Below are 19516 nucleotides of genomic sequence, written 5' to 3'. Positions count from 1 at the left end.
ATGAACGCTCCACCATCGGCGAAAGGTCGATGAAAAGCTGTCGCGACGCGACCCGAATCTGCCGGAATCCACGCGCTGCGACGCTTGTGCGGTTGCACCGCGAACGCCCTTGTGATCTGAAGCCGCGATCGGATACACGCCGGGTAACACAACTGGCAGTCCGTCACGTCGGCACCATCCCGCGCTCAGTCAAGACGGGAAAGGCCGACGGGAAAGCAAATCGCAGGGGAGCAACGAGAGGCAGATGCGGACGGTGCGGACGATCACCCGATCACCCTGGAGCCTCGCCGCCCTTGGCGCTTTGCTCACCTCGACATCCGGTGCGCTCGCGGCGGGCTTCGGACAGCCGGTGCCGTGGGAGATGAGCCGGCAGATCCCGGTCACCGAAAACGCGCGCGATATCCTGAGCTTCGAGATCGGCCTGCATTGGCTCTCGCTGGCGATCTCGGTCTTCGTGCTGGGACTGATCCTCTGGTGCGTCTTCCGTTTCAACGAGAAGACGAATCCCACCCCCTCCCGCACTACGCACAACACCGCAATCGAGATCGCCTGGACCATCGTCCCGGTGCTGATCCTAGTCGCCGTCGCGATCCCGTCCTTCCGCCTGCTGCGCACGCAGCTCGCGGATCCGAAGGCCGACATGATCGTCAAGGTCATCGGCCATGCCTGGTACTGGTCCTACGAGTACCCGCAGACCGAGGCCGGTGGTGGCTTCACCTTCGATGCCAACATCGACGAGGACAAGCAGCCCCGCCTGCTGCAGACCGACAACGAAATGGTCGTGCCGCTGGGCAAGATCGTGAAGATCCAGGTCACGGCAGCGGACGTGCTGCATTCCTGGGCCATGCCGGCCTTCGGCTTCAAGATCGACGCCGTGCCGGGCCGCCTGAACCAGATGTGGTTCCGGGCCGATAAGGAAGGCACGTTCCACGGCCAGTGCTCGGAGCTCTGCGGGCAGCGTCACGCCTACATGCCGATCGTCGTCCGCGTCGTCAGCGAGCAGGCCTATGCCGACTGGCTTAAGGAAGCGAAGACCAAGTACGCCCGCATCGACAACGGCACGAGCTTCGCCGAGGCGCGCTGAGCCCCGGCCGACCGATCAGAACCCGTCAGAGATCCACAAGGCACCCGAATCCATGGCTACAGCCGCAGCCCATGCCGAGGCCCACGAGGTCCACGACCATAAGCCGTCGTTCTTCGCCCGGTGGTTCCTGTCGACGAACCACAAGGACATCGGCACGCTCTACCTGCTCTTCGCCTTCTGCGCCGGCATGATCGGCGCGTTCCTCTCCTTCGGCATCCGAATGGAGATGGAACAGCCGGGGCTGCAGTTCTTCTCGAGCCCGGCGACGTACAACGTGTTCGTCACCGGCCACGGCCTCATCATGGTGTTCTTCATGGTGATGCCGGCACTGATCGGAGGCTTCGGCAACTGGTTCGTGCCGCTCATGATCGGCGCGCCGGACATGGCGTTCCCGCGCATGAACAACATTTCGTTCTGGCTCACCGTGGCGGGCTTCTGCTCGCTGCTGTGCTCGCTGTTCGTCGAAGGCGCGCCCGGTGCGTCCGGCGCCGGCACCGGCTGGACCGTGTACCCGCCGCTCTCGACCGCCGGCCATCCCGGCCCAGCCGTCGACTTCGCGATCTTCGCCCTGCACCTCTCGGGTGCAGGCTCGATCCTCGGGGCAATCAACTTCATCACCACGATCCTGAACATGCGCGCCCCGGGCATGACGCTGCACAAGATGCCGCTCTTCGCCTGGGCGGAACTGGTGACCGCCTTCCTGCTGCTGCTGTCGCTGCCGGTTCTGGCGGGCGCCATCACGATGCTGCTCACCGACCGCAACTTTGGCACGACCTTCTTCGACCCGGCCGGCGGCGGTGACCCGATCCTGTACCAGCACCTGTTCTGGTTCTTCGGTCACCCCGAAGTCTACATCATGATCCTGCCGGCCTTCGGCATCGTCTCGCACATCATCTCGACGTTCTCGCGCAAGCCGGTCTTCGGCTACCTTGCGATGGCCTACGCGATGGTGGCGATCGGCGTCGTCGGCTTCGTGGTCTGGGCCCACCACATGTACACGGTCGGCCTGTCGCTGCAGACGCAGTCCTACTTCGTGTTCGCGACCATGGTGATCGCGGTCCCGACGGGCGTGAAGATCTTCTCGTGGATCGCCACGATGTGGGGCGGCTCGATCCGCTTCACCGCAGCCATGCACTGGGCCGTCGGCTTCATCTTCCTCTTCACCGTCGGAGGCGTGACCGGCGTCGTGCTCGCTAACTCGGCGGTCGATAAGTACCTACACGACACCTACTACGTCGTGGCGCACTTCCACTACGTGCTCTCGCTGGGCGCAGTGTTCATCATCTTCGCCGGTATCTACTACTGGTTCCCCAAGATGACGGGTCACATCATCCCGGAATGGGCCGGCAAGCTGCACTTCTGGCTGGCCTTCATCGGTGCGAACGTCCTGTTCTTCCCGATGCACTTCCTCGGCCTGGCCGGAATGCCGCGTCGTTACGCCGACTACCCGGATGCCTTCGCGGCCTGGCACAAGGTCTCGACCTACGGCGGCCACATCTTCGGCCTCAGCATGTTCGTCTTCGTGATCGGCGTCGTGCTGGCCTTCCGCTCCAAGGAGCGAGCTGCCGACAATCCGTGGGGTGAAGGCGCAACCACCCTCGAGTGGACGCTCCCCTCCCCGCCGCCCTTCCACCAGTTCGAGACGCTGCCCCGCATCGTCGACGAGCCGGGCGCGCACTGATCCGCATCTGCGAGGGCCGTATGCGCGGCCCTCGCCCTTCCCCGGAAGCCGTGACGGCGACTTCCCGGCAAGGGCGATCCAGACGGGTGATCCGCATACGTCGCGTGAATCACTCGCGCTCGTTCTTGGAACTAATCGTTTTCAAGATTTGACTCGGCCGTGACGCGCGTGGCCGGGCGCCGACACAACAGCGGCAGACGCGATGACGAGCCTGACGAATACGATCGGACCGGACACCCCGGCCCCGGCCTTCACGGCCGTTGGCGGCGACGTGCCGGACTATTTCGCCCTGCTCAAGCCGCGGGTGATGGTCCTCGTAATCTTCACCGCCCTCGTCGGCATGGTGGTGTCCCAGGGCCATGTTCAGCCTGCGATCGGCGTGATCTCGCTTCTGGCCATTGCGGTTGGAGCCGGGGCGTCGGGCTGCCTCAATATGTGGTGGGACGCGGACATCGATGCCGTCATGACCCGGACGGCGCAGCGCCCGATCCCGGCCGGTCGGATTTCGTCCGAGGAAGCGCTCGGCTTCGGCCTGTTCCTGTCGGTGGCGTCGGTGCTGGTGCTGGGCCTGGCCGCGAACTGGCTGGCCGCCGGATTGCTGGCCTTCACCATCGTGTTCTACGCGGTGATCTACTCAATGTGGCTGAAGCGGGCGACCGCGCAGAACATTGTGATCGGTGGGGCCGCCGGCGCCCTCCCGCCGGTGATCGGCCAGGCGGTTGTGTCGGGCTCGGTCGGGATCGAGTCGCTCGTCCTGTTCGCTATCATCTTCATCTGGACGCCGCCGCATTTCTGGGCGCTGGCCCTGATCAAGGCCGAGGAATATGCCCGCGCCGGCATCCCGATGATGCCCAACGTCGCCGGCCCGGCCTCCACCCGCCGCCAGATCGTCTGGTACACCGTGCTCCTCGCCCCGCTCGGTCTCGTACCCGTGGCCCTGGGCTTCGGTGGCTTGCTTTATGCGGTGATCGGCGTGGTCGGCGGCGTCGGGATGTTGGCCTTCAGCGTCCGCGTCCTGAAGAACCGCGAAGGTGAGGCCGAGAAGAAGGCCGCCCTGGGCATGTTCGGCTTCTCGATCCTCTACCTCTTCGCGCTGTTTTCGGCGCTGCTCGCCGAGCAGAGCTTCGGCTTGTTCCGGCCCCTGGTCTGAGCGCCATGGCGGATCCCGAGGTCCCGTACCGCCAGCTTACACCCCAGGAAGAAGCGCGCCGCCGGAAGCGATCGATTGCGATCGCCCTGGCGCTGGGTGCCTGGGTGCTGCTGTTCTTCGTGCTGACGATCGTGAAGCTCGGCCCGCAGATCCTCAGCCGTCCGCTCTGAGGGATCCCAATGACCCCATCCCGCCCCAATCCCAGCCGCGGTGCCACACGGACAGCGATTGCCTGCGCCGGCCTCGCCGTCGGCATGGTCGGTCTCGCCTTCGCATCCGTGCCGCTCTACGACGCCTTCTGCAAGGCGACCGGATACGACGGCACGCCGCGTCAGGGGCCGGCTTTGTCCTCGTCGGCGGCACGCACCGATGACAGCATGGTGGTGCATTTCGACACCAACGTCGCTCCCGGCCTGCCCTGGAAGTTCGTCCCCGAGACGAATAGCGTCGAGGCGAAACTCGGGGAGACCAAGACGGTCTTCTTTCGGGTCCAGAATACGAGCAGCAAGCCGTCGACGGGCGTGGCGACCTTCAACGTCCAGCCTGGCCTGATGGGCAGCTATTTCGTCAAGATCGCCTGCTTCTGCTTCAACGAGCAGACGCTGCAGCCGGGCGAAACATTGGATGTCCCGGTCGTGTTCTATGTCGACCCGGCCGTCCGGGACGATTCGAACACCGCGCATCTTTCCGAGATGACGTTGTCCTACACGTATTTCGCCTCGAAGAACGGCCAGCCGGTGAGTGCGGCGGTCGCGACCACAGGGGCTTCGGGCACGAAGCGCGATTTCTGATCGCGAACGCGTGACAACAGAGGTCGGCACCGACTAAGTGTGCGGACAAGCTTGGGTGCCCTGTCTGTGGTGCCTGGCCAAAAGAGCGATAGGCCGGATGCCGGGAACGGCGCGGGGCGTCAGGGTGAGGAGCGACGGGACGATGGCCGAGGCGCACGCCAAGAATCACGACTTCCATATTTTGAGCCCGAGTCCGTGGCCGTTGATGGGTGCCTTCTCGGGCTTCCTCATGGCGTTCGGCGCCGTGTTCTGGATGAAAAGCCTCCAGATCGGAACGCTGACCCCGGGCCCCTACATCTTCGGCGTCGGCTCGATCGGCGTGCTCTACACCATGTTCGCATGGTGGAAGGACGTTGCCCACGAGGCCAATTCCGGCGATCACACCCGCGTCGTCCAGCTGCATCATCGTTACGGAATGATGATGTTCATCGCCTCCGAGGTGATGTTCTTCGTCGCGTGGTTCTGGGCCTATTTCGAGGCGGCGCTCTACACCGTCGATCCGATCCAGGCGTCCCGTGTCGAATTCACCGGCGGTGTCTGGCCGCCCAAGGGCATCGAGGCGTTCGACCCCTGGCACCTGCCGCTGCTCAACACGCTGATCTTGCTGACCTCCGGCACGACCGTGACCTGGGCGCACCATGCGCTGCTGCACAATGACCGGAAGGGCCTGAAATACGGCCTGTGGCTGACGATCATCCTGGGCGTGCTGTTCACGGCCTGCCAGGCCTACGAGTACAGCCACGCCGAGTTCGGTTTCTCGGGCAGCATCTACTCGTCGACCTTCTACATGGCGACGGGCTTCCACGGCGCCCACGTCATCATCGGCACCATCTTCCTGGCAGTGTGCCTGTTCCGCGCCTATGCGGGCCAGTTCACGTCGCGCCAGCATCTCGGCTTCGAGTTCGCCGCCTGGTACTGGCACTTCGTGGACGTGGTCTGGCTGTTCCTGTTCGCCGCGATCTACGTCTGGGGTTCGGGGGTCTTCCACGGCGCCGCTCACTGAGCATCGCCATCCCGTCACCGCATGGCGGGTCTGTGAAAGGGCGGCTTAGGCCGCCCTTTTTCGTGTCCGACTCAGCAGGATCCCCATATCGAGGACGGCGGCCGGGTGACGGCGCGCATGCGGTCTTCCGGACCGGTCTGGAGTGTTCACGTGGACCAACGAACCTTTCCGCAACCGCCGCCCGTCCCCACGGGCCTGCGCGGCCGCTGTCCGCGCTGCGGCGAGGGACATCTCTTCAAGGGCTACCTGACCCTTCGCCCCTCCTGCGAAGCGTGCGGCCTGGACTATGAGGCCTTCGATTCCGCGGACGGGCCGGCCTTCTTCGTCATGTCCATCGTGGGCCTGCTGGTGGTTGGCTTGGCCCTGTGGTTGGAGATTACCTACGAGCCGCCGATCTGGGTCCATGCACTGGTGGCCGGGACCCTGTCGATCGGCTTGAGCCTGATTTTGGTTCGACCGCTCAAGGGTATGCTGATTGCCCTCCAGTACAGCAACAAGGCTGAGCAGGGACGCTTCGAACAGTGAACCGATCCACGCCGCGTGCGGCCGCGTGGCGCGACTTGATCGCGCCCGGTCTCGCTTCCCTGATCGCCCTGGCGATCCTTCTGGCCCTCGGGATCTGGCAGATCGAGCGCAAAAGCTGGAAGGAAGAGCTGATTGCCCGGATCGTTCGGCAGACCCAGGCCGAGCCGGTGGCGCCACCCGCGGCGGAGGCCTGGGATCCCGCACGGGACGAGTTCCGCCACGTCCGCGTATCAGGCCGTTTTGCCAACGATCGCGAAACCCTGGTCCACGGTCTGGCGGCCGGCGAGACGCCCGGCCGAGCGCTGCAGGGCTACTACGTCATCACGCCATTGCAGCTAACGGATGGCGGCACCGTCCTGATCAACCGCGGCTTCGTACCGACTGAGTTGAAGGCGCAGGCCGATCGCCGGGACGGGCTGATCGAAGGTCCGACGACGGTCACCGGGATCCTGCGTGCCAGCGAGGCGCGTGGAATGTTCGTGCCGGAGGCGGATCCGACGCGCGGGGAGTGGTTCAACCGCGATGTCGGCGGCATCGCCGCAGCGCGCGGGATCGCCCAGGCGGCGCCCTACCTGATCGAGGCGGATGCGGGACCGGGCCAGACCACCTGGCCGCGAGGCGGCCAATTGAAGGTCGATATCCCGAACAATCACCTGCAATACGCCTTCACGTGGTTCGCTCTCGCGGCGTGCCTGCTCGGCGTCTTCAGTGTGTTCGCCTATCGCCGTCTGCACGATTCGGACGCCATTGGTATGGCAAAAGAATAAAACCGCGTTCAACACCTGCTTACGCAGAAGAATGCCGCCGGTGAGGCCTGCAAAACGGCATCGCGTTCCTTTGACCGATCGCACCTGAGCCAGAATACTTTGCGTGTTCCTGAGCGATCGCGTAAGTCTGGATCTTGTATTCAGTTTGCTGCGATCCTTCGAAGACACCGCGGAGCAACGACTCCGCGCGAACGAGGTGCGCGCCATGACCGTCCGTTTTGTTGAAGAGCCGTCGCCTGATCCGATCCGCTTCGCCTATTGGGTGCCCAACGTCTCCGGCGGCCTGGTGATCAGCAAGATACCGCAGCGCACGAGCTGGGATGCCGATTACAACCGCCGCCTCGCGCAGATCGCCGAGGAATCCGGTTTCGACTACGCCCTGACCCAGATCCGATTCACCGCTGGCTACGGCGCTGAGTACCAACACGAATCGGTGGCGTTCAGTCATGCGCTGCTGGCGGCGACCTCCCGGCTGAAGGTCATCGCCGCGCTGTTGCCAGGTCCCTGGCATCCCACGCTCGCGGCCAAGCAGATCGCGACCATCTCCCAGCTCACTGGCGGCCGAATCGCCGTAAACATCGTCTCCGGCTGGTTCTCGGGCGAATTTCGGGCGATCGGCGAGCCTTGGCTCGATCACGATGAGCGCTATCGCCGCTCGGAAGAGTTCATCCGTAGCCTCCGGGGAATCTGGACGCAGGACAACTTCACCTTCCGGGGCGATTTCTACCGCTACACGGATTACACGCTCAAGCCGAAGCCTGCCGATCCGTTGCCGGAGATCTTCCAGGGCGGTTCGTCCCGGGCGGCGCGCGACATGGCGGCCCGCGTCTCCGATTGGTACTTCACCAACGGCAACACACCGGAGAACATCCGCGCCCAAGTCGATGACATCCGGTCGAAGGCCGCCGAGAGCGGCAACCGCCCACGCATCGGCGTCAACGCCTTCGTGATCGCCCGCGACACAGAGGAAGAAGCCCGTGCCGTCCTCCAGGAAATCATCGAGCATGCCGACCCCGACGCCGTGAAGGCGTTCGGCCACGAGGCGAAGAATGCCGGCAAGGCGTCGCCCGAGGGTGAAGGCAACTGGGCAAAATCGACCTTCAACGACCTCGTCCAGTACAACGACGGCTTCAAGACCAACCTGATCGGTACGCCGGACCAGATCGCGGAACGGATCCTTGCCCTCAAGGATGCGGGCGCCGATCTCGCGCTGCTGGCCTTCCTGCATTTCCAGGAAGAGGTCGCGTATTTCGGTACCCACGTCATCCCACGGGTCCGGGCACTCGAAGCCGCGCGCGAGAAGCGCGCCGAGGCGGCCTGATCGGCGGCCTGAGACCGTGACGAGATTTCCTCTTCTATCGGAGTGAGCCATGAACATCGCCGTCGATGCGCGCACGCTCGACCCCCAGCCAAGTCAGGCCGTTCTCGGCCCGGCGCGGTCGCCCTCCCCGGCCCACGTGATCCGCGACGACGCCGGCGCGCTGGCAATCGCCCACCGCCTTGCCACCGTGTTCCGCCTCGGGGCCTCTGAGCGCGACCGAAACCACACGCGGCCGCTGGCGGAACTCGACGCGTTCTCCCAGAGCGGTCTTTGGTCGATCAACGTACCTAAGGCCTATGGTGGCCCGGAGGTCTCCTACAGGACCCTGGCGCAGGTCATCGCGATCATCTCGGCAGCCGATCCAGCGATCGGGCAGATCGTGCAGAACCACCTGGGGATCGTGGCGGCGATCCGTACGGTCGCGGACGAGCCGCAGAAGCAGCTGCTGTTCGGGGAAGTCCTGCGCGGCACGCGGTTCGGCAACGCGTTTTCCGAGCGGGGGACCAAGCGGGCGGCCGATTTCGACACGCGGTTCACCGATCACGGCGACCACGTCATCGTGCGCGGACAGAAATTCTATGCGACCGGAGCGCTTCTGGCGCATCTCGTACCGATCGTCGCCCTCGATGCCGAGGGGCGGGCCTGGTACGCGATCGCCGAGCGGAATGCGCCGGGGCTCACGGTGATCGATGACTGGTCGAGTTTCGGCCAGCGCGGGACGGCGAGCGGCACGGTGCTGATCGAGGATGTCCGGGTAGAGAAGACTCACCTGGTTCCGGCCTGGCGGGGCTACGAGGCGCCGAGTGCCGACGGGGCAATCTTCCAGATCATCCAGGCGGCGGTGGATGCCGGCATCGGGCGCGAGGCCCTCACCGACACGATCCGCTTCGTGCGCGAGAAGGCGCGACCCTGGATCGACAGCGGGCAGGAGCGCGCCTCCGCCGACCCCTACACGATCCAGGCGGTCGGCGATCTCACCATCCGCCAGCATGCGGCCGAAGCCCTGCTCGACAAGGCCGGGCTTGCCCTCGATGCCGCGGTGGCCCGGCCGGACGCAGAGAGCGTCGCCGCCGCGCAGCTCGCCGTCGCCGAAGCGAAGGTGCTGACCACCGACGTCGCTTTGGCCGCCTCCAACAAATTGTTCGAGCTGTCCGGCACCCGCTCAACGCTCGCCACTGAAAACCTCGACCGGCACTGGCGCAACGCCCGGACCCACACCCTGCACGATCCAGTCCGCTGGAAGGTCGCGATCATCGGCAACCACGCGCTGAACGGCGTCGTCCCACCGTTCCACGCCTGGAGCTGACAAAGCATCCCGAAGAGGCGTCGCCGGCGCTCCGGACATTTCCCCGGAAGCGCCGAGCGTTCAGAGAACCGGCAAGCCTCGCGCCTTCGCTTCCTCGCCCGGCTCGACGTGAATGGTGACGACAGCCCCCGGTATCGTGGTTTCCAGGGCACTTTCCAGGCGGTCGCAGATGGCATGGGACGCCTCGACGGTCATGCTGCCGGGGACCACGAGGTGGAAATCGATGAACGTCGCCTGCCCGGCAGAGCGTGTCCGGACGTCATGGGCTTCCAGCGCGCCCTCGCCGTGACGGGAGATCAGCGCGCGAATCTCGCAGACCATGTCGGGTGAGGCCGCCCGATCCATCAGGCCGTCAACCGATTCGCGCACCATGCGGAAGCCGGACCAGAGAATGTTGAGCGCCACGAGCCCGGCCACCGCCGGGTCGAGAACCGGATAGCCGGTCAGCCAGACGGCGACGACGCCCACGAGCACCCCGCACGACGTGATTACGTCGGCGAAGACATGCCGGGCATCCGCGACCAGGGCCGGTGAGCGCCAGGCGCGCCCCCAGCGCATCAATGCCCAGGCCCAAACGGCGTTGATGGCCCCAGCCCCGAGATTGATCGCCACGCCCAGAGCCGGCGCGTCGAGATGTTTTGGGGCGAGCAGGCCGAAATAGGCCTCCCGCAGGATCAGCACCGCCGCGACGACGATGAGCGCGCCCTCGATCACGGCGGAGAAGAACTCCGCTTTGTGGTGCCCGTAGGGATGCTCCGCGTCGGCCGGACGCGCGGCCACGCGCAGCGCCACGAAGGCGCCGACGGCGGCGACCACGTTGATAATGCTCTCGAGCGCATCCGAGTAGAGCGCCAGGCTGCCGGTCAGCCACGCGGCATAAAATTTCAGCGCGGTGACCACGAGGCCGATGCCGGCGCTGAGGAGGGCTGCTTTCTGGGTCCGGTCCATGAGTACGCCGATTACGAGTCGACGTGCCCATACGGGATGCAGCTTGCCTCAGGCCACGGCAAAGCTTCGACGCTGGCGAATAAATTTTAGCTTCGGCTATGCCTCTGCCGGTGGCATGGCCTGGCCGCGATCCGCCTCGCGCTGCCGGCTTCGATCGGCCTTCGCCTGTGCCTCGGCGGCCTTCCGCGACAAACGTCGTTTCTGCCACGCGAAACGCGATGCGGCTGCCATCGTTGCAAGACGCGCCGCCTCCCTGTCCCAGTACCCCACGAGTTGGCCGTCGAGGGTGATGCGCCGGGTACGGCTGGTCCTGACCATGCTGCTCAGTCCCGTGGTGACGCCGGCTCGCCGGTCTCGGCCACGATCAGCCCGTCCGCATCGCCGCGGAAGCTGCCGGTCCCGGAATTGGGTACGGGCATTGCCGGGCTCCCGAACGGCTCGCTCGGATAGGCCTCCTCGAACTTCGCCCGGGCGCCTGCGGGATCGTCGGCCTTCAGCACGATCTCCTCGGTCCCGGGCAGCGGCCAGCGCGGGTCGGCAGCATCGCGGGGTCGCACGGCGTACCAGGGCATGTTCAAGCGTCTCCCGCTGCGGTGAGGCGAGAACCGGCAGGGCCGCGAACCGGTTCCGAGGTTGAAACCGTGTGCCGTTCGGTGCAGGCAGCCGGCGATGCGCGTGGACCTGTTCGATTTCGAGTTGCCCGAGAGCTGTATCGCCCTGCGTCCGGCCGAGCCGCGCGATGCCGGGCGGCTTCTCGTCGTGTGCCCGGGCGAGGCGCTCGCGGACCGCAGCGTGCGGGATCTGCCCGGCGCGCTCCGGGCCGGCGATGCCCTGGTGTTCAACGACACGCGGGTGATCCCGGCGCGGCTCAACGGCGTGCGCACCCGCCCTGGCGCTCCGGGCCAGCGCACCGAGGTGATGCTGCATCTGCGCGAGACACCGGCGCGCTGGCGGGCTTTCGCACGGCCAGCCAAGCGGCTGACCGTGGGCGATGCGCTTCAGTTCGGCGACCTTCGGGCCATCGTGTTCGCGAAGGGCGAGGCCGGCGAGATCACCCTCGATTTCGACCGGGCCGGCGCCGCGCTCGACACCCAGATCGCCCTCGAAGGCGCCCTGCCCCTGCCGCCCTACATCGCCGGCAAGCGCGCCACCGACGACCGTGACGTCACCGATTATCAGACCATTTATGCGCGCCATCCCGGCGCTGTGGCGGCGCCCACGGCGGGCCTGCATTTCTCGGATGAACTGCTGGCCGCCCTCGACGCCGCTGGCCTGCAACGCCACCACGTCACCCTGCATGTCGGGGCCGGGACGTTCCTGCCGGTCAAGGCGGACGATACCGACGGCCATCGGATGCACGCCGAGATCGGCATCCTCGACGCCGAGACCGCCGACGCCCTCAACGCCGTCCGGGCCGCCGGCGGCCGGATCGTCGCGGTCGGCACCACGGCGCTGCGCCTGCTGGAGAGCGCCGCGAGCCCCGACGGCACGCTCTCGGCCTTCTCGGGGCCGACCGACATCTTCATCACGCCCGGCTACCGGTTCCGCGCGATCGACGCGCTGGTGACGAACTTTCACCTGCCGCGCTCGACCCTGTTCATGCTGGTCTCGGCTTTCTCGGGCCTCGACACGATGCGGGCGGCCTACGCGCACGCGATCCGAAGCGGCTACCGCTTCTACTCCTACGGCGACGCCAGCCTGCTGTTTCCGGGCCCGCGCACGGACATCTCATGACCGTTCCTGCCATGACCGAGACCGCGCCCTTCGGCTTCACCCTGCACGGGCAGGACGGCAGCGCCCGGACCGGCGCGATCGCGACGCCGCGGGGCAACATCCGCACGCCGGCCTTCATGCCGGTGGGCACCGCCGCCACCGTCAAGGCGATGTATCCCGGTCAGGTCCGGGAACTGGGCGCCGACGTCGTGCTGGGCAACACCTACCACCTGATGCTGCGCCCCGGCCCCGAGCGGATGGCCCGGCTCGGCGGCCTGCACCGGTTCATGAACTGGGACCGGCCGATCCTGACCGATTCCGGCGGCTTCCAAGTGATGTCACTCTCGGCCCTGCGAAAGATCGACGAGCAGGGGGTGACCTTCCGCTCGCATATCGACGGCACTGCCCACCACATGAGCCCGGAGCGCTCGATCGAGATCCAGGGTCTGCTCGGCTCCGACATCCAGATGCAGCTCGACGAGTGCGTGCGCCTGCCCGCCGAGCACGCGGCGATCGAGAAGGCCATGCATCTGTCCCTGCGCTGGGCCGAGCGCTGCCGCGTGGCCTTCGGCGAGCAGCCAGGTAAGGCGATGTTCGGCATCGTTCAGGGCGGCGACGTCCCGGCGCTCCGCGTCGAAAGTGCCCGCGCCCTGACCGACCTCGATCTGAAGGGTTACGCCGTGGGCGGCCTGGCGGTGGGTGAGCCGCAGGCGGTGATGTTCGCCCTGATCGAGACCGTGGAGCCGCACCTGCCGCAGGCCAAGCCGCGCTACCTGATGGGCGTCGGTACGCCGGACGACATCCTGGGCGCGGTCGCCCGGGGCATCGACATGTTCGATTGCGTGATGCCGACCCGGGCCGGCCGCCACGGCCTCGCCTATACCCGCAACGGTCGGGTCAACCTGCGCAATGCCCGCCACGCCGAGGATACGGCGCCGCTGGACGAGACCTCGACCTGCCCGGCCGCACGCGACTATTCCCGGGCGTACCTCCACCATCTCGTCCGCTCGAACGAGATCCTGGGGATGATGCTGCTGACCTGGAACAACCTGGCCTATTACCAGGATCTGATGGCAGGGGCCCGGGCGGCGATCCGGGACGGGCGGTTCGCAGATTACTGCAGCGCCACGCGCGAAGGCTGGGCACGAGCCGAGCGCGCCGCCGCTGGATAAGGCGGCGTCACGGGCGTGCGAGAACCCGGTAGATTCCCGCCGGGTCATCGGCACCGGTGCTGACGGCCGTCTTCAGATCCGCCACGATCCGCGCGGCCACGGGCAGGCGGTAATGCAGCGCGTCCCAGTAGTTCGTATCCTGCGTGGTTACGGGCGACGGCATCCGGAAATCCACGACGACGGCATCGCTTTTCGCGCCGATGTCCGCAACCCGAGCCTTGCAGGCCGCCTCCCGTCGGCCGATCGGCGATCCGGGGGCGCCCTGCGCCGCCGCATGTACCGGCATGAGGGCGATGAGCTTCAGCGCGCCCGCCGGGACGCGCCTGAGAAGCGTCTCAAGCTGTGTAAGGGCCGGCATGGGTGCGTCCGATCGGTCGGCCGGGGCGGCCGGATCGAGAGTGCCGGCTCGGATGTGGGCGCGGGCGCGTACGGGATCGTACAGCGCCTCCGGCGGCGTGAAGACCGCGTAACCGTCGGAGCGGATCCGCGGCTGCGCCAGGCCCAGGCGTGCGAGCCCGGTTTGCGCCGCGATCGTGAGCGAGCGCAGGCTGGACTGGCGCAGGACGCCCCAGGGTGTCCCAGGCTCGTACAGCCAATCCGGAAATGCGTTCGCTGTGCGAGCCGGCGGATCGGCGGCGCACCACGTCGTGTCGAGGCTGAAGACAATTGCTTTTACGGCTCGGTGTTCGAGGAAGAGTTGGGCCAGACGGATCTGCTCGTCCGGCGTCGCGGCATTCACTGCCAGATTGGCGAATCGCGCGTCGAAGGCAGCATCGAGGGCGGTCGGGTCGAGCAGGCGTGCCGTCGAGGTCCCGAACACAGCAGCGTCGAAATCGCCGCCGCGGGCGATCTGCGGGTAGGACAGCCGCTGATTGGTGTCCATGATCGGGCCCGGTGGATGCCCGGGGCCCGCACGCAGGCCGTACGGGTCCAGCAGCGCCGTTGCGATGATCGCGGCAAGCCCGACGAAGGCCGCGCCGATCAGAAACAGGCGCGAGAAAACCGCCCATGCGTCAGGCGCGGTCTCGGCGTGGATGGGACCGGCTTGTGTTTCCGAGGCCATGGGCAGGCCACATACAAACTTCGATGGACGCCGTCGCCGTCATTCGGAGTCGAGGAGAACCGAACGCTTGGTCCCAGGAAGGTCGTGGCGGCGCGGATCTGTCCGCACGCTCGACCCAAAGGCGCCGGCCCGTTCCAAGGAACGAGATTCAGGTTGCCAAGTAAAGCGGGAAGACCTCTGCTCAAAAGAGAGCTTGGTCGGAGTGGCAGGATTTGAACCTGCGACCCCCACGTCCCGAACGTGGTGCGCTACCAGACTGCGCTACACTCCGAAGGCCGAACTGCGTGTCCGCAACTGCCGGCAGCGGGCTTATAGCCGCGCCTTTCCCGTACCGCAAGGCCGGTGTTGATCTATCTGCGCAGGCGGTTCGGCCAACCGTGACCGAGATGCCGAATTGCGATCTCGGTCTGTCCTGACAGCACCGCGACCGTGGCCGCGTAACCGGCTCCGGCATTGATGTCAGCGAGGGTGAACGTGCCGCCGTCAGCCATGCGCAGAAGGCGCGCGGATGTCGGCGGAACGCTGACGCTGAATCGATCCAGGGGCAGGGACAGGCCGGTCCCCAAAGCCTTCACCACCGCCTCCTTGCGGGTCCACAGGCCGAAGAAAGCGGCACTGACCGCATGCGGTGGCAGCGCTGACAGGGCTGCAGCCTCGTCGGGTGAGAAATGCGCACCGGCGATCCGCAGGGCATCCGGGATGGGCCGCATCTCCTCGACATCGACGCCAATGGCCGCGCCGCGGGCGAGGCCGACGAGGGCGCGTCCCCCGGAATGCGACAGGTTGAAGTCCAGGATACCGTCGGCGAGCGCGGGCTTGCCCGCGGCGCTGACCTCCAAGCGGATGTCACCTGCCGCGAGGCCGAGGGCTTCGCCGAGGATGAGCCGGAGGGCTGCATGGCTCGCCTGATACCGGGCACGATCGGCGGGACGCAGGAAGCGCACGGCTCGTTCCCGCTCCGATGCATCGAGAACGGTGCCGCAGATTTCGAGCTGCGCCAAAGACAGCGCCAGATCGACGACCCAAACTTCGGCCGCGCTCACGCGACGCCTCCCGGCGGATACAGGCTGACCGTAAGGTGCTTGAGACGGAGCGACACGGGTTCGGGTCCCGGGGTGGCAAGAAGAGGAGCCTCGTCGTGCAGCACCGGACCGGCAAGTGCCCCCGGATCTGAGCGCCAGGTCCTATCGTCGAAGGCTCCTGGCGCCGAATCTCGCAGGGCGGCGTGCGCGGTATGGCGTGTTCTTCGCGACCTATCTCTACCAGGGCCTGATCGCCGGATTTTCGCTCACCGCCCTGGCCAATCACCTGGCCGCGCACGGCGTCTCCGCCACGGAGGTCGGGTTTCACTTTGCCCTGGCCGGTTTGCCCTGGACGTTACAGCCGATCCTGTGGGGTCCGCTGGTCGATCGATCCGGCGATCATCGCATGGGCCGACGCCGGCCCTTCGCGGTGGCGGCCATCCTTGGGTGTCACGCAACGATCGCCCTGATGCTGCTGCTGAAGGTCGATCAGATCGGCCTGCTCGGCTTCGCTTTCCTGGTCCACAGCCTGTTCGCTTCACTGCTCGACACGGCCTGCGATCGGCTGATCATGGACCACGTCCCGGCGGCCGAGCTTGGCCGCGTCAGCGCGTGCACCCGGGCCGGGTTCGTCGCTGGGACCAGCCTCAGCGCCGCCGGTCTGGGATGGACGCTGTCCGGCTACGGGCTCACCGTGAGCCTCTCCGCTCTGCTTTCGGCCGGCATCCTGGCGAGCCTGCCGATGATTCTCGTGCGCGAAGCACCCGGCGATGCGGTCGGGAGTTTTGAGCGGCGCGGACCGCCGCCGCGGCGCATCGCGTTCTTGCGCTTCATCCGCCGCCTCGGCCTGGCCCTGCGGCGGAAGCGCGCCCTGCAGTTGCTCGCCCTCTGCTTCGGCCTCGACGCTGCCCTCGGGCTGTTCGAGTTGCCCTTCTCGATCGACTTGCTCCAGGGCCGGGGCTGGGACCCTGCGACCCTGTCTCGGCTCGAAGCAGGCTTGGCGCTCGTGAGCGGCACGGCGGGCGCCTTCGCGATCGGAGTGTGGTCGGACCGGGTCGGGCCGGTACGGCCCCTGCGGACCCTGCTCCTCGCAAGCGTGGTAAGCTTCATGCTGACCGCTGCCCTGATCGCCGCCGGGCTGCTGGGATCGGCCGCACCCCTGATCCTGGCGTTGACCAATGCGATGCCGGGATTGCTGATCGTCGCGCTGATGCCGGCCCTGCTCCAGGCCAGCCGCGGGAGGGCCGGCGCGGCGACGCAGTTTGAAGTCTATATGGCAACAATGAATCTGGGCTCGGTCACCGGCACGGCGCTGTCGGGCTGGCTTGCCGCGGTGATGCCGCTGGCGGGCTTGAGCACCGTCGTCGCAACCGTATTCCTGGGCGCCTTGCTGCTGGTCGGGCGCGGCGATCTGCTCGCGTCCCGCCAATGACGGAAAGCGGGGATGCCGCGCCGCGACCGGCTCCCGTCAGGCCCGCGATGCGCTAGAACGCCCCCATGCCAGCCGCGAAGCCCGACACGCCGAACCTCGACCTTACCGCTGAGGAGGCGCGCACCGAGCATGCGCGGCTCTCGGAGGCGATCCAGGAGGCCGATCGACTCTACCACCAGGAAGACGCACCCGAGATTTCGGATGCGGAATACGACCGCCTCCGCCGCCGACTGGAAGAGATCGAGACCCGCTTCCCCGATCTCGCCGGGACCGGCGCGGCGAGCACGACGGTCGGCGCAAAGCCCTCGGAGAAATTCGCGAAGGTTCGGCATGCGGTGCCGATGCTGTCGCTGGGCAACGCCTTCGACGCCGAGGAGGTCGCCGAGTTCGTGGCCCGCGTCCGGCGCTTTCTGGGCTGGCCCGAGGAGACTCCCCTCGCCTTCACCGCCGAGCCGAAGATCGACGGCCTGTCCCTGTCGCTGCGCTACGTGAACGGCCAGTTGGAGACAGCGGCCACCCGCGGGGACGGTGAGGTCGGCGAGAACGTCACAGCCAATGCCCGCACGGTCCGGGACATCCCGGCGGTCCTGGGAGGCTCTGGATGGCCGGAGGTCTGCGAGGTGCGCGGCGAGGTCTACCTGTCGCATGCCGATTTCGCGGCGATCAATGCGCGCCAGGAGGCGGCCGGAAAGCCGCTGTTCGCCAACCCGCGCAACGCCGCCGCCGGGAGCCTGCGCCAGCTCGATCCGGGCATCACTGCCTCGCGCCCCCTGAAGTTCTTCGCCTATGCCTGGGGCGAGCTATCAGGCCCGATCGCTGACACCCAATCCGGTGTTCTCGAGCGTTTCGCCGCCTGGGGCCTGCCGGTGAACCCGCTCACGCGGACCTTCACCGCCATCGAACCGATGCTCGATCACTATCGTCAGATCGAGGCGGATCGCGCGGGGCTCGGCTACGACATCGACGGCGTCGTCTACAAGGTGGACGATCTCGCATTGCAGAAGCGGCTTGGCTTCGTTTCGCGCTCGCCGCGCTGGGCGCTGGCGCACAAATTCGCCGCCCAGGAAGCCACGACGATCGTCGAAGACATCGTCATCAATGTCGGCCGTACCGGCTCCCTCAATCCCCTGGCGAAGCTGCGGCCGGTGACGGTGGGCGGCGTCGTCGTCTCCAACGCGACCCTGCACAACGAGGGCTACGTGAAGGGCGTCGGCGCCGACGGTGAGCCGATCCGCGACGGGCGCGACATCCGCGTCGGCGACACCGTCACCGTTGTCCGGGCCGGCGATGTGATCCCGAAGGTGATGGATGTCGACCTCACCAAGCGGCCATCGGATTCGCAGCCCTTCGCCTTCCCGGAGACCTGCCCGGCCTGCGGCAGCCGCGCCGTGCGGGCGATCAACCCGCGCACCGGTCGCCTTGACGCGATCCGGCGCTGCACCGGCGGCCTGATTTGCCCGGCGCAGGGGGTCGAGCGGCTGAAGCACTTCGTGTCGCGCAATGGCTTCGACATCGAGGGCTTCGGCGAGACATATATCGAAGTGCTGTTCGAGGCCGGTCTGGTGCACCAGCCGGCCGACCTGTTCCGGCTCGATTTCGAGACTCTGAAGGCTGCCGTCGTAGCGCGGCGCGAGGCGCTGTCGGCTGAACGGCGCGCCGAGGCCGGAGCCACCGAGCCGCCGAAGAAGGCCGCGAAGAAAAAGGGCGAAGAGGACGACAAGGCGATCAAGAACTTGCTGGCCGGAGTCGAGGACCGCCGCCGGGTTCCCATGAACCGTCTGCTGTTCGCCTTGGGCATCCCCCAGATCGGCGAAGCCACCGCCAAGGCGCTCGCCAAGCGCTTCCCCAATATGCTGACCCTGATCGCAGCCATCACGGAAGCTGCCGCCGCGCAGCCCGGTCCGGACTGGGTCGAGCTCACCGCCGTGCCGCGGGTCGGCGGCATGACCCGGGACCGGCTGCTCGATCTCGGTCTCCCCGACGACGCATCGTCTGACGCGCCGCGTGCGCGCCTCAGCGCACCCCAGCGCGAGAATCTGCTGTCGCATTACGGCGATGCCGATGCCGTTCGGGCCGCCCTCGCCCGCGCCGCCGGGCAGCGGCCCGGCGATGCCTATCGGCTGTTTGCCGATGACGGCGAGATCGGCCCGGTGGCGACCGATGCGCTCATCCTGTTCTTCTCCGAGCCGCATAATGCCGACGCCGTCGCGGCTCTGCTCGAAGAGGTGACCGTCGAGTCGATGGAGCGACCGGAAGCGGCGTCGGCCTTCGCCGGCAAGACCGTGGTCTTCACCGGCACTTTGGAGAAGATGACCCGCAACGAGGCCAAGGCGGTGGCCGAGCGGTTGGGCGCGAAGGTCTCGGGATCAGTCTCGGCCAAGACCGACCTCGTGGTCGCGGGCCCCGGGGCCGGCTCCAAGCTGAAGGATGCGGAGAAGCACGGCGTTCGGGTCGTGTCGGAAGACGATTGGCTGGGGATGGTGGCCGAGGGTTGAAGCGCGACTCCGGCAGGCTTAGACCGGTTTGGAACACCCCGAG

The 19516-nt window shown here is 66.9% G+C and carries 18 protein-coding genes and 1 tRNA gene; 14 read left to right on the top strand and 5 right to left on the bottom strand.

Going from position 1 to position 19516, the window contains the following annotated elements; translation table 11 throughout:
- Window positions 1-244 precede the first annotated feature (244 nt).
- The 10 genes from coxB to AO398_RS00870 all read left to right on the top strand — a co-directional run bounded on the left by coxB (window position 245) and on the right by AO398_RS00870 (window position 9628).
- Complete coding sequence (coxB, locus tag AO398_RS00915) at window positions 245-1084, top strand: cytochrome c oxidase subunit II (protein ID WP_058190129.1); 840 nt, start codon at window positions 245-247, stop codon at window positions 1082-1084.
- A 52-nt stretch (window positions 1085-1136) separates the two neighbouring features.
- Window positions 1137-2765 carry a cytochrome c oxidase subunit I gene (gene ctaD, locus AO398_RS00910; RefSeq protein ID WP_058190128.1) on the top strand — a complete coding sequence of 543 codons (1629 nt, stop codon included), beginning with the start codon at window positions 1137-1139 and terminating at the stop codon, window positions 2763-2765.
- 202 nt (window positions 2766-2967) lie between these two features.
- Complete coding sequence (locus AO398_RS00905) at window positions 2968-3915, top strand: heme o synthase (RefSeq protein WP_058190127.1); 948 nt, start codon at window positions 2968-2970, stop codon at window positions 3913-3915.
- A 5-nt stretch (window positions 3916-3920) separates the two neighbouring features.
- Window positions 3921-4085: a hypothetical protein gene (locus AO398_RS28925; RefSeq protein WP_058190126.1), complete on the top strand. Its 165-nt coding sequence runs from the start codon at window positions 3921-3923 to the stop codon at window positions 4083-4085.
- Window positions 4086-4094: 9 nt separating this feature from the next.
- On the top strand, window positions 4095-4706 hold the full coding sequence (locus AO398_RS00895) for a cytochrome c oxidase assembly protein (RefSeq protein ID WP_058190125.1): 612 nt from the start codon (window positions 4095-4097) through the stop codon (window positions 4704-4706).
- Window positions 4707-4848: 142 nt separating this feature from the next.
- Window positions 4849-5709, top strand: coding sequence for a cytochrome c oxidase subunit 3 (locus tag AO398_RS00890; RefSeq protein WP_058190124.1), 861 nt, complete (start codon window positions 4849-4851; stop codon window positions 5707-5709).
- A gap of 150 nt (window positions 5710-5859) precedes the next feature.
- Window positions 5860-6234, top strand: a complete 375-nt coding sequence (locus tag AO398_RS00885) for a DUF983 domain-containing protein (protein ID WP_058190123.1) — start codon at window positions 5860-5862, stop codon at window positions 6232-6234.
- A complete protein-coding gene (locus tag AO398_RS00880; RefSeq protein WP_058190122.1) occupies window positions 6231-7001 on the top strand; it encodes an SURF1 family protein in 771 nt (256 codons plus the stop codon). The genes AO398_RS00885 and AO398_RS00880 overlap by 4 nt, the downstream gene beginning before the upstream one ends.
- Before the next feature lie 205 nt (window positions 7002-7206).
- A complete protein-coding gene (sfnG, locus tag AO398_RS00875; protein ID WP_058190556.1) occupies window positions 7207-8322 on the top strand; it encodes a dimethylsulfone monooxygenase SfnG in 1116 nt (371 codons plus the stop codon).
- Window positions 8323-8371: 49 nt separating this feature from the next.
- Window positions 8372-9628 (top strand): SfnB family sulfur acquisition oxidoreductase, encoded by a 1257-nt coding sequence (locus AO398_RS00870; RefSeq protein ID WP_058190121.1) that lies wholly within the window; start codon window positions 8372-8374, stop codon window positions 9626-9628.
- Between the two features lie 60 nt (window positions 9629-9688).
- Here the strand turns inward: AO398_RS00870 and AO398_RS00865 are convergent, their stop codons facing one another.
- Both AO398_RS00865 and AO398_RS00860 read right to left on the bottom strand, forming a co-directional pair.
- Complete coding sequence (locus AO398_RS00865) at window positions 9689-10576, bottom strand: cation diffusion facilitator family transporter (RefSeq protein WP_058190120.1); 888 nt, start codon at window positions 10574-10576, stop codon at window positions 9689-9691.
- Between the two features lie 323 nt (window positions 10577-10899).
- Complete coding sequence (locus AO398_RS00860; protein ID WP_058190119.1) at window positions 10900-11148, bottom strand: hypothetical protein; 249 nt, start codon at window positions 11146-11148, stop codon at window positions 10900-10902.
- Between the two features lie 97 nt (window positions 11149-11245).
- Between AO398_RS00860 and queA the strand changes: the two genes are divergently transcribed.
- Together queA and tgt are read left to right on the top strand one after the other, a co-directional pair.
- Entirely contained in the window at window positions 11246-12310 is a 1065-nt protein-coding gene (gene queA / locus AO398_RS00855; protein WP_058190118.1) for a tRNA preQ1(34) S-adenosylmethionine ribosyltransferase-isomerase QueA, read from the top strand.
- A gap of 11 nt (window positions 12311-12321) precedes the next feature.
- Window positions 12322-13461 (top strand): tRNA guanosine(34) transglycosylase Tgt, encoded by a 1140-nt coding sequence (tgt, locus tag AO398_RS00850; protein WP_152997385.1) that lies wholly within the window; start codon window positions 12322-12324, stop codon window positions 13459-13461.
- Window positions 13462-13468: 7 nt separating this feature from the next.
- On the opposite strand, the gene AO398_RS00845 is transcribed toward tgt, so the two are convergent.
- The 3 genes from AO398_RS00845 to AO398_RS00835 all read right to left on the bottom strand — a co-directional run bounded on the left by AO398_RS00845 (window position 13469) and on the right by AO398_RS00835 (window position 15567).
- The gene (locus AO398_RS00845; RefSeq protein ID WP_058190116.1) at window positions 13469-14524 is read right to left on the bottom strand and encodes a hypothetical protein; all 1056 of its coding nucleotides are present in this window, start codon (window positions 14522-14524) and stop codon (window positions 13469-13471) included.
- Window positions 14525-14718: 194 nt separating this feature from the next.
- Window positions 14719-14795 (bottom strand) — tRNA-Pro (locus AO398_RS00840).
- A gap of 79 nt (window positions 14796-14874) precedes the next feature.
- Complete coding sequence (locus AO398_RS00835) at window positions 14875-15567, bottom strand: 4'-phosphopantetheinyl transferase superfamily protein (RefSeq protein ID WP_058190115.1); 693 nt, start codon at window positions 15565-15567, stop codon at window positions 14875-14877.
- Between the two features lie 196 nt (window positions 15568-15763).
- On the opposite strand from AO398_RS00835, the gene AO398_RS00830 reads away from it, so the two are divergent.
- Together AO398_RS00830 and ligA are read left to right on the top strand one after the other, a co-directional pair.
- Window positions 15764-16978, top strand: a complete 1215-nt coding sequence (locus tag AO398_RS00830) for an MFS transporter (protein ID WP_244498626.1) — start codon at window positions 15764-15766, stop codon at window positions 16976-16978.
- Between the two features lie 65 nt (window positions 16979-17043).
- Window positions 17044-19473 carry an NAD-dependent DNA ligase LigA gene (gene ligA / locus AO398_RS00825; protein WP_058190113.1) on the top strand — a complete coding sequence of 810 codons (2430 nt, stop codon included), beginning with the start codon at window positions 17044-17046 and terminating at the stop codon, window positions 19471-19473.
- Window positions 19474-19516: the final 43 nt, after the last annotated feature.

It is taken from the genome of Methylobacterium sp. GXS13 (genome assembly GCF_001455965.1).
Lineage (GTDB): Bacteria > Pseudomonadota > Alphaproteobacteria > Rhizobiales > Beijerinckiaceae > Methylobacterium.
Note: the sequence above shows the minus strand (reverse complement) of the source record. Positions and strands in the feature narration are given on the sequence as shown.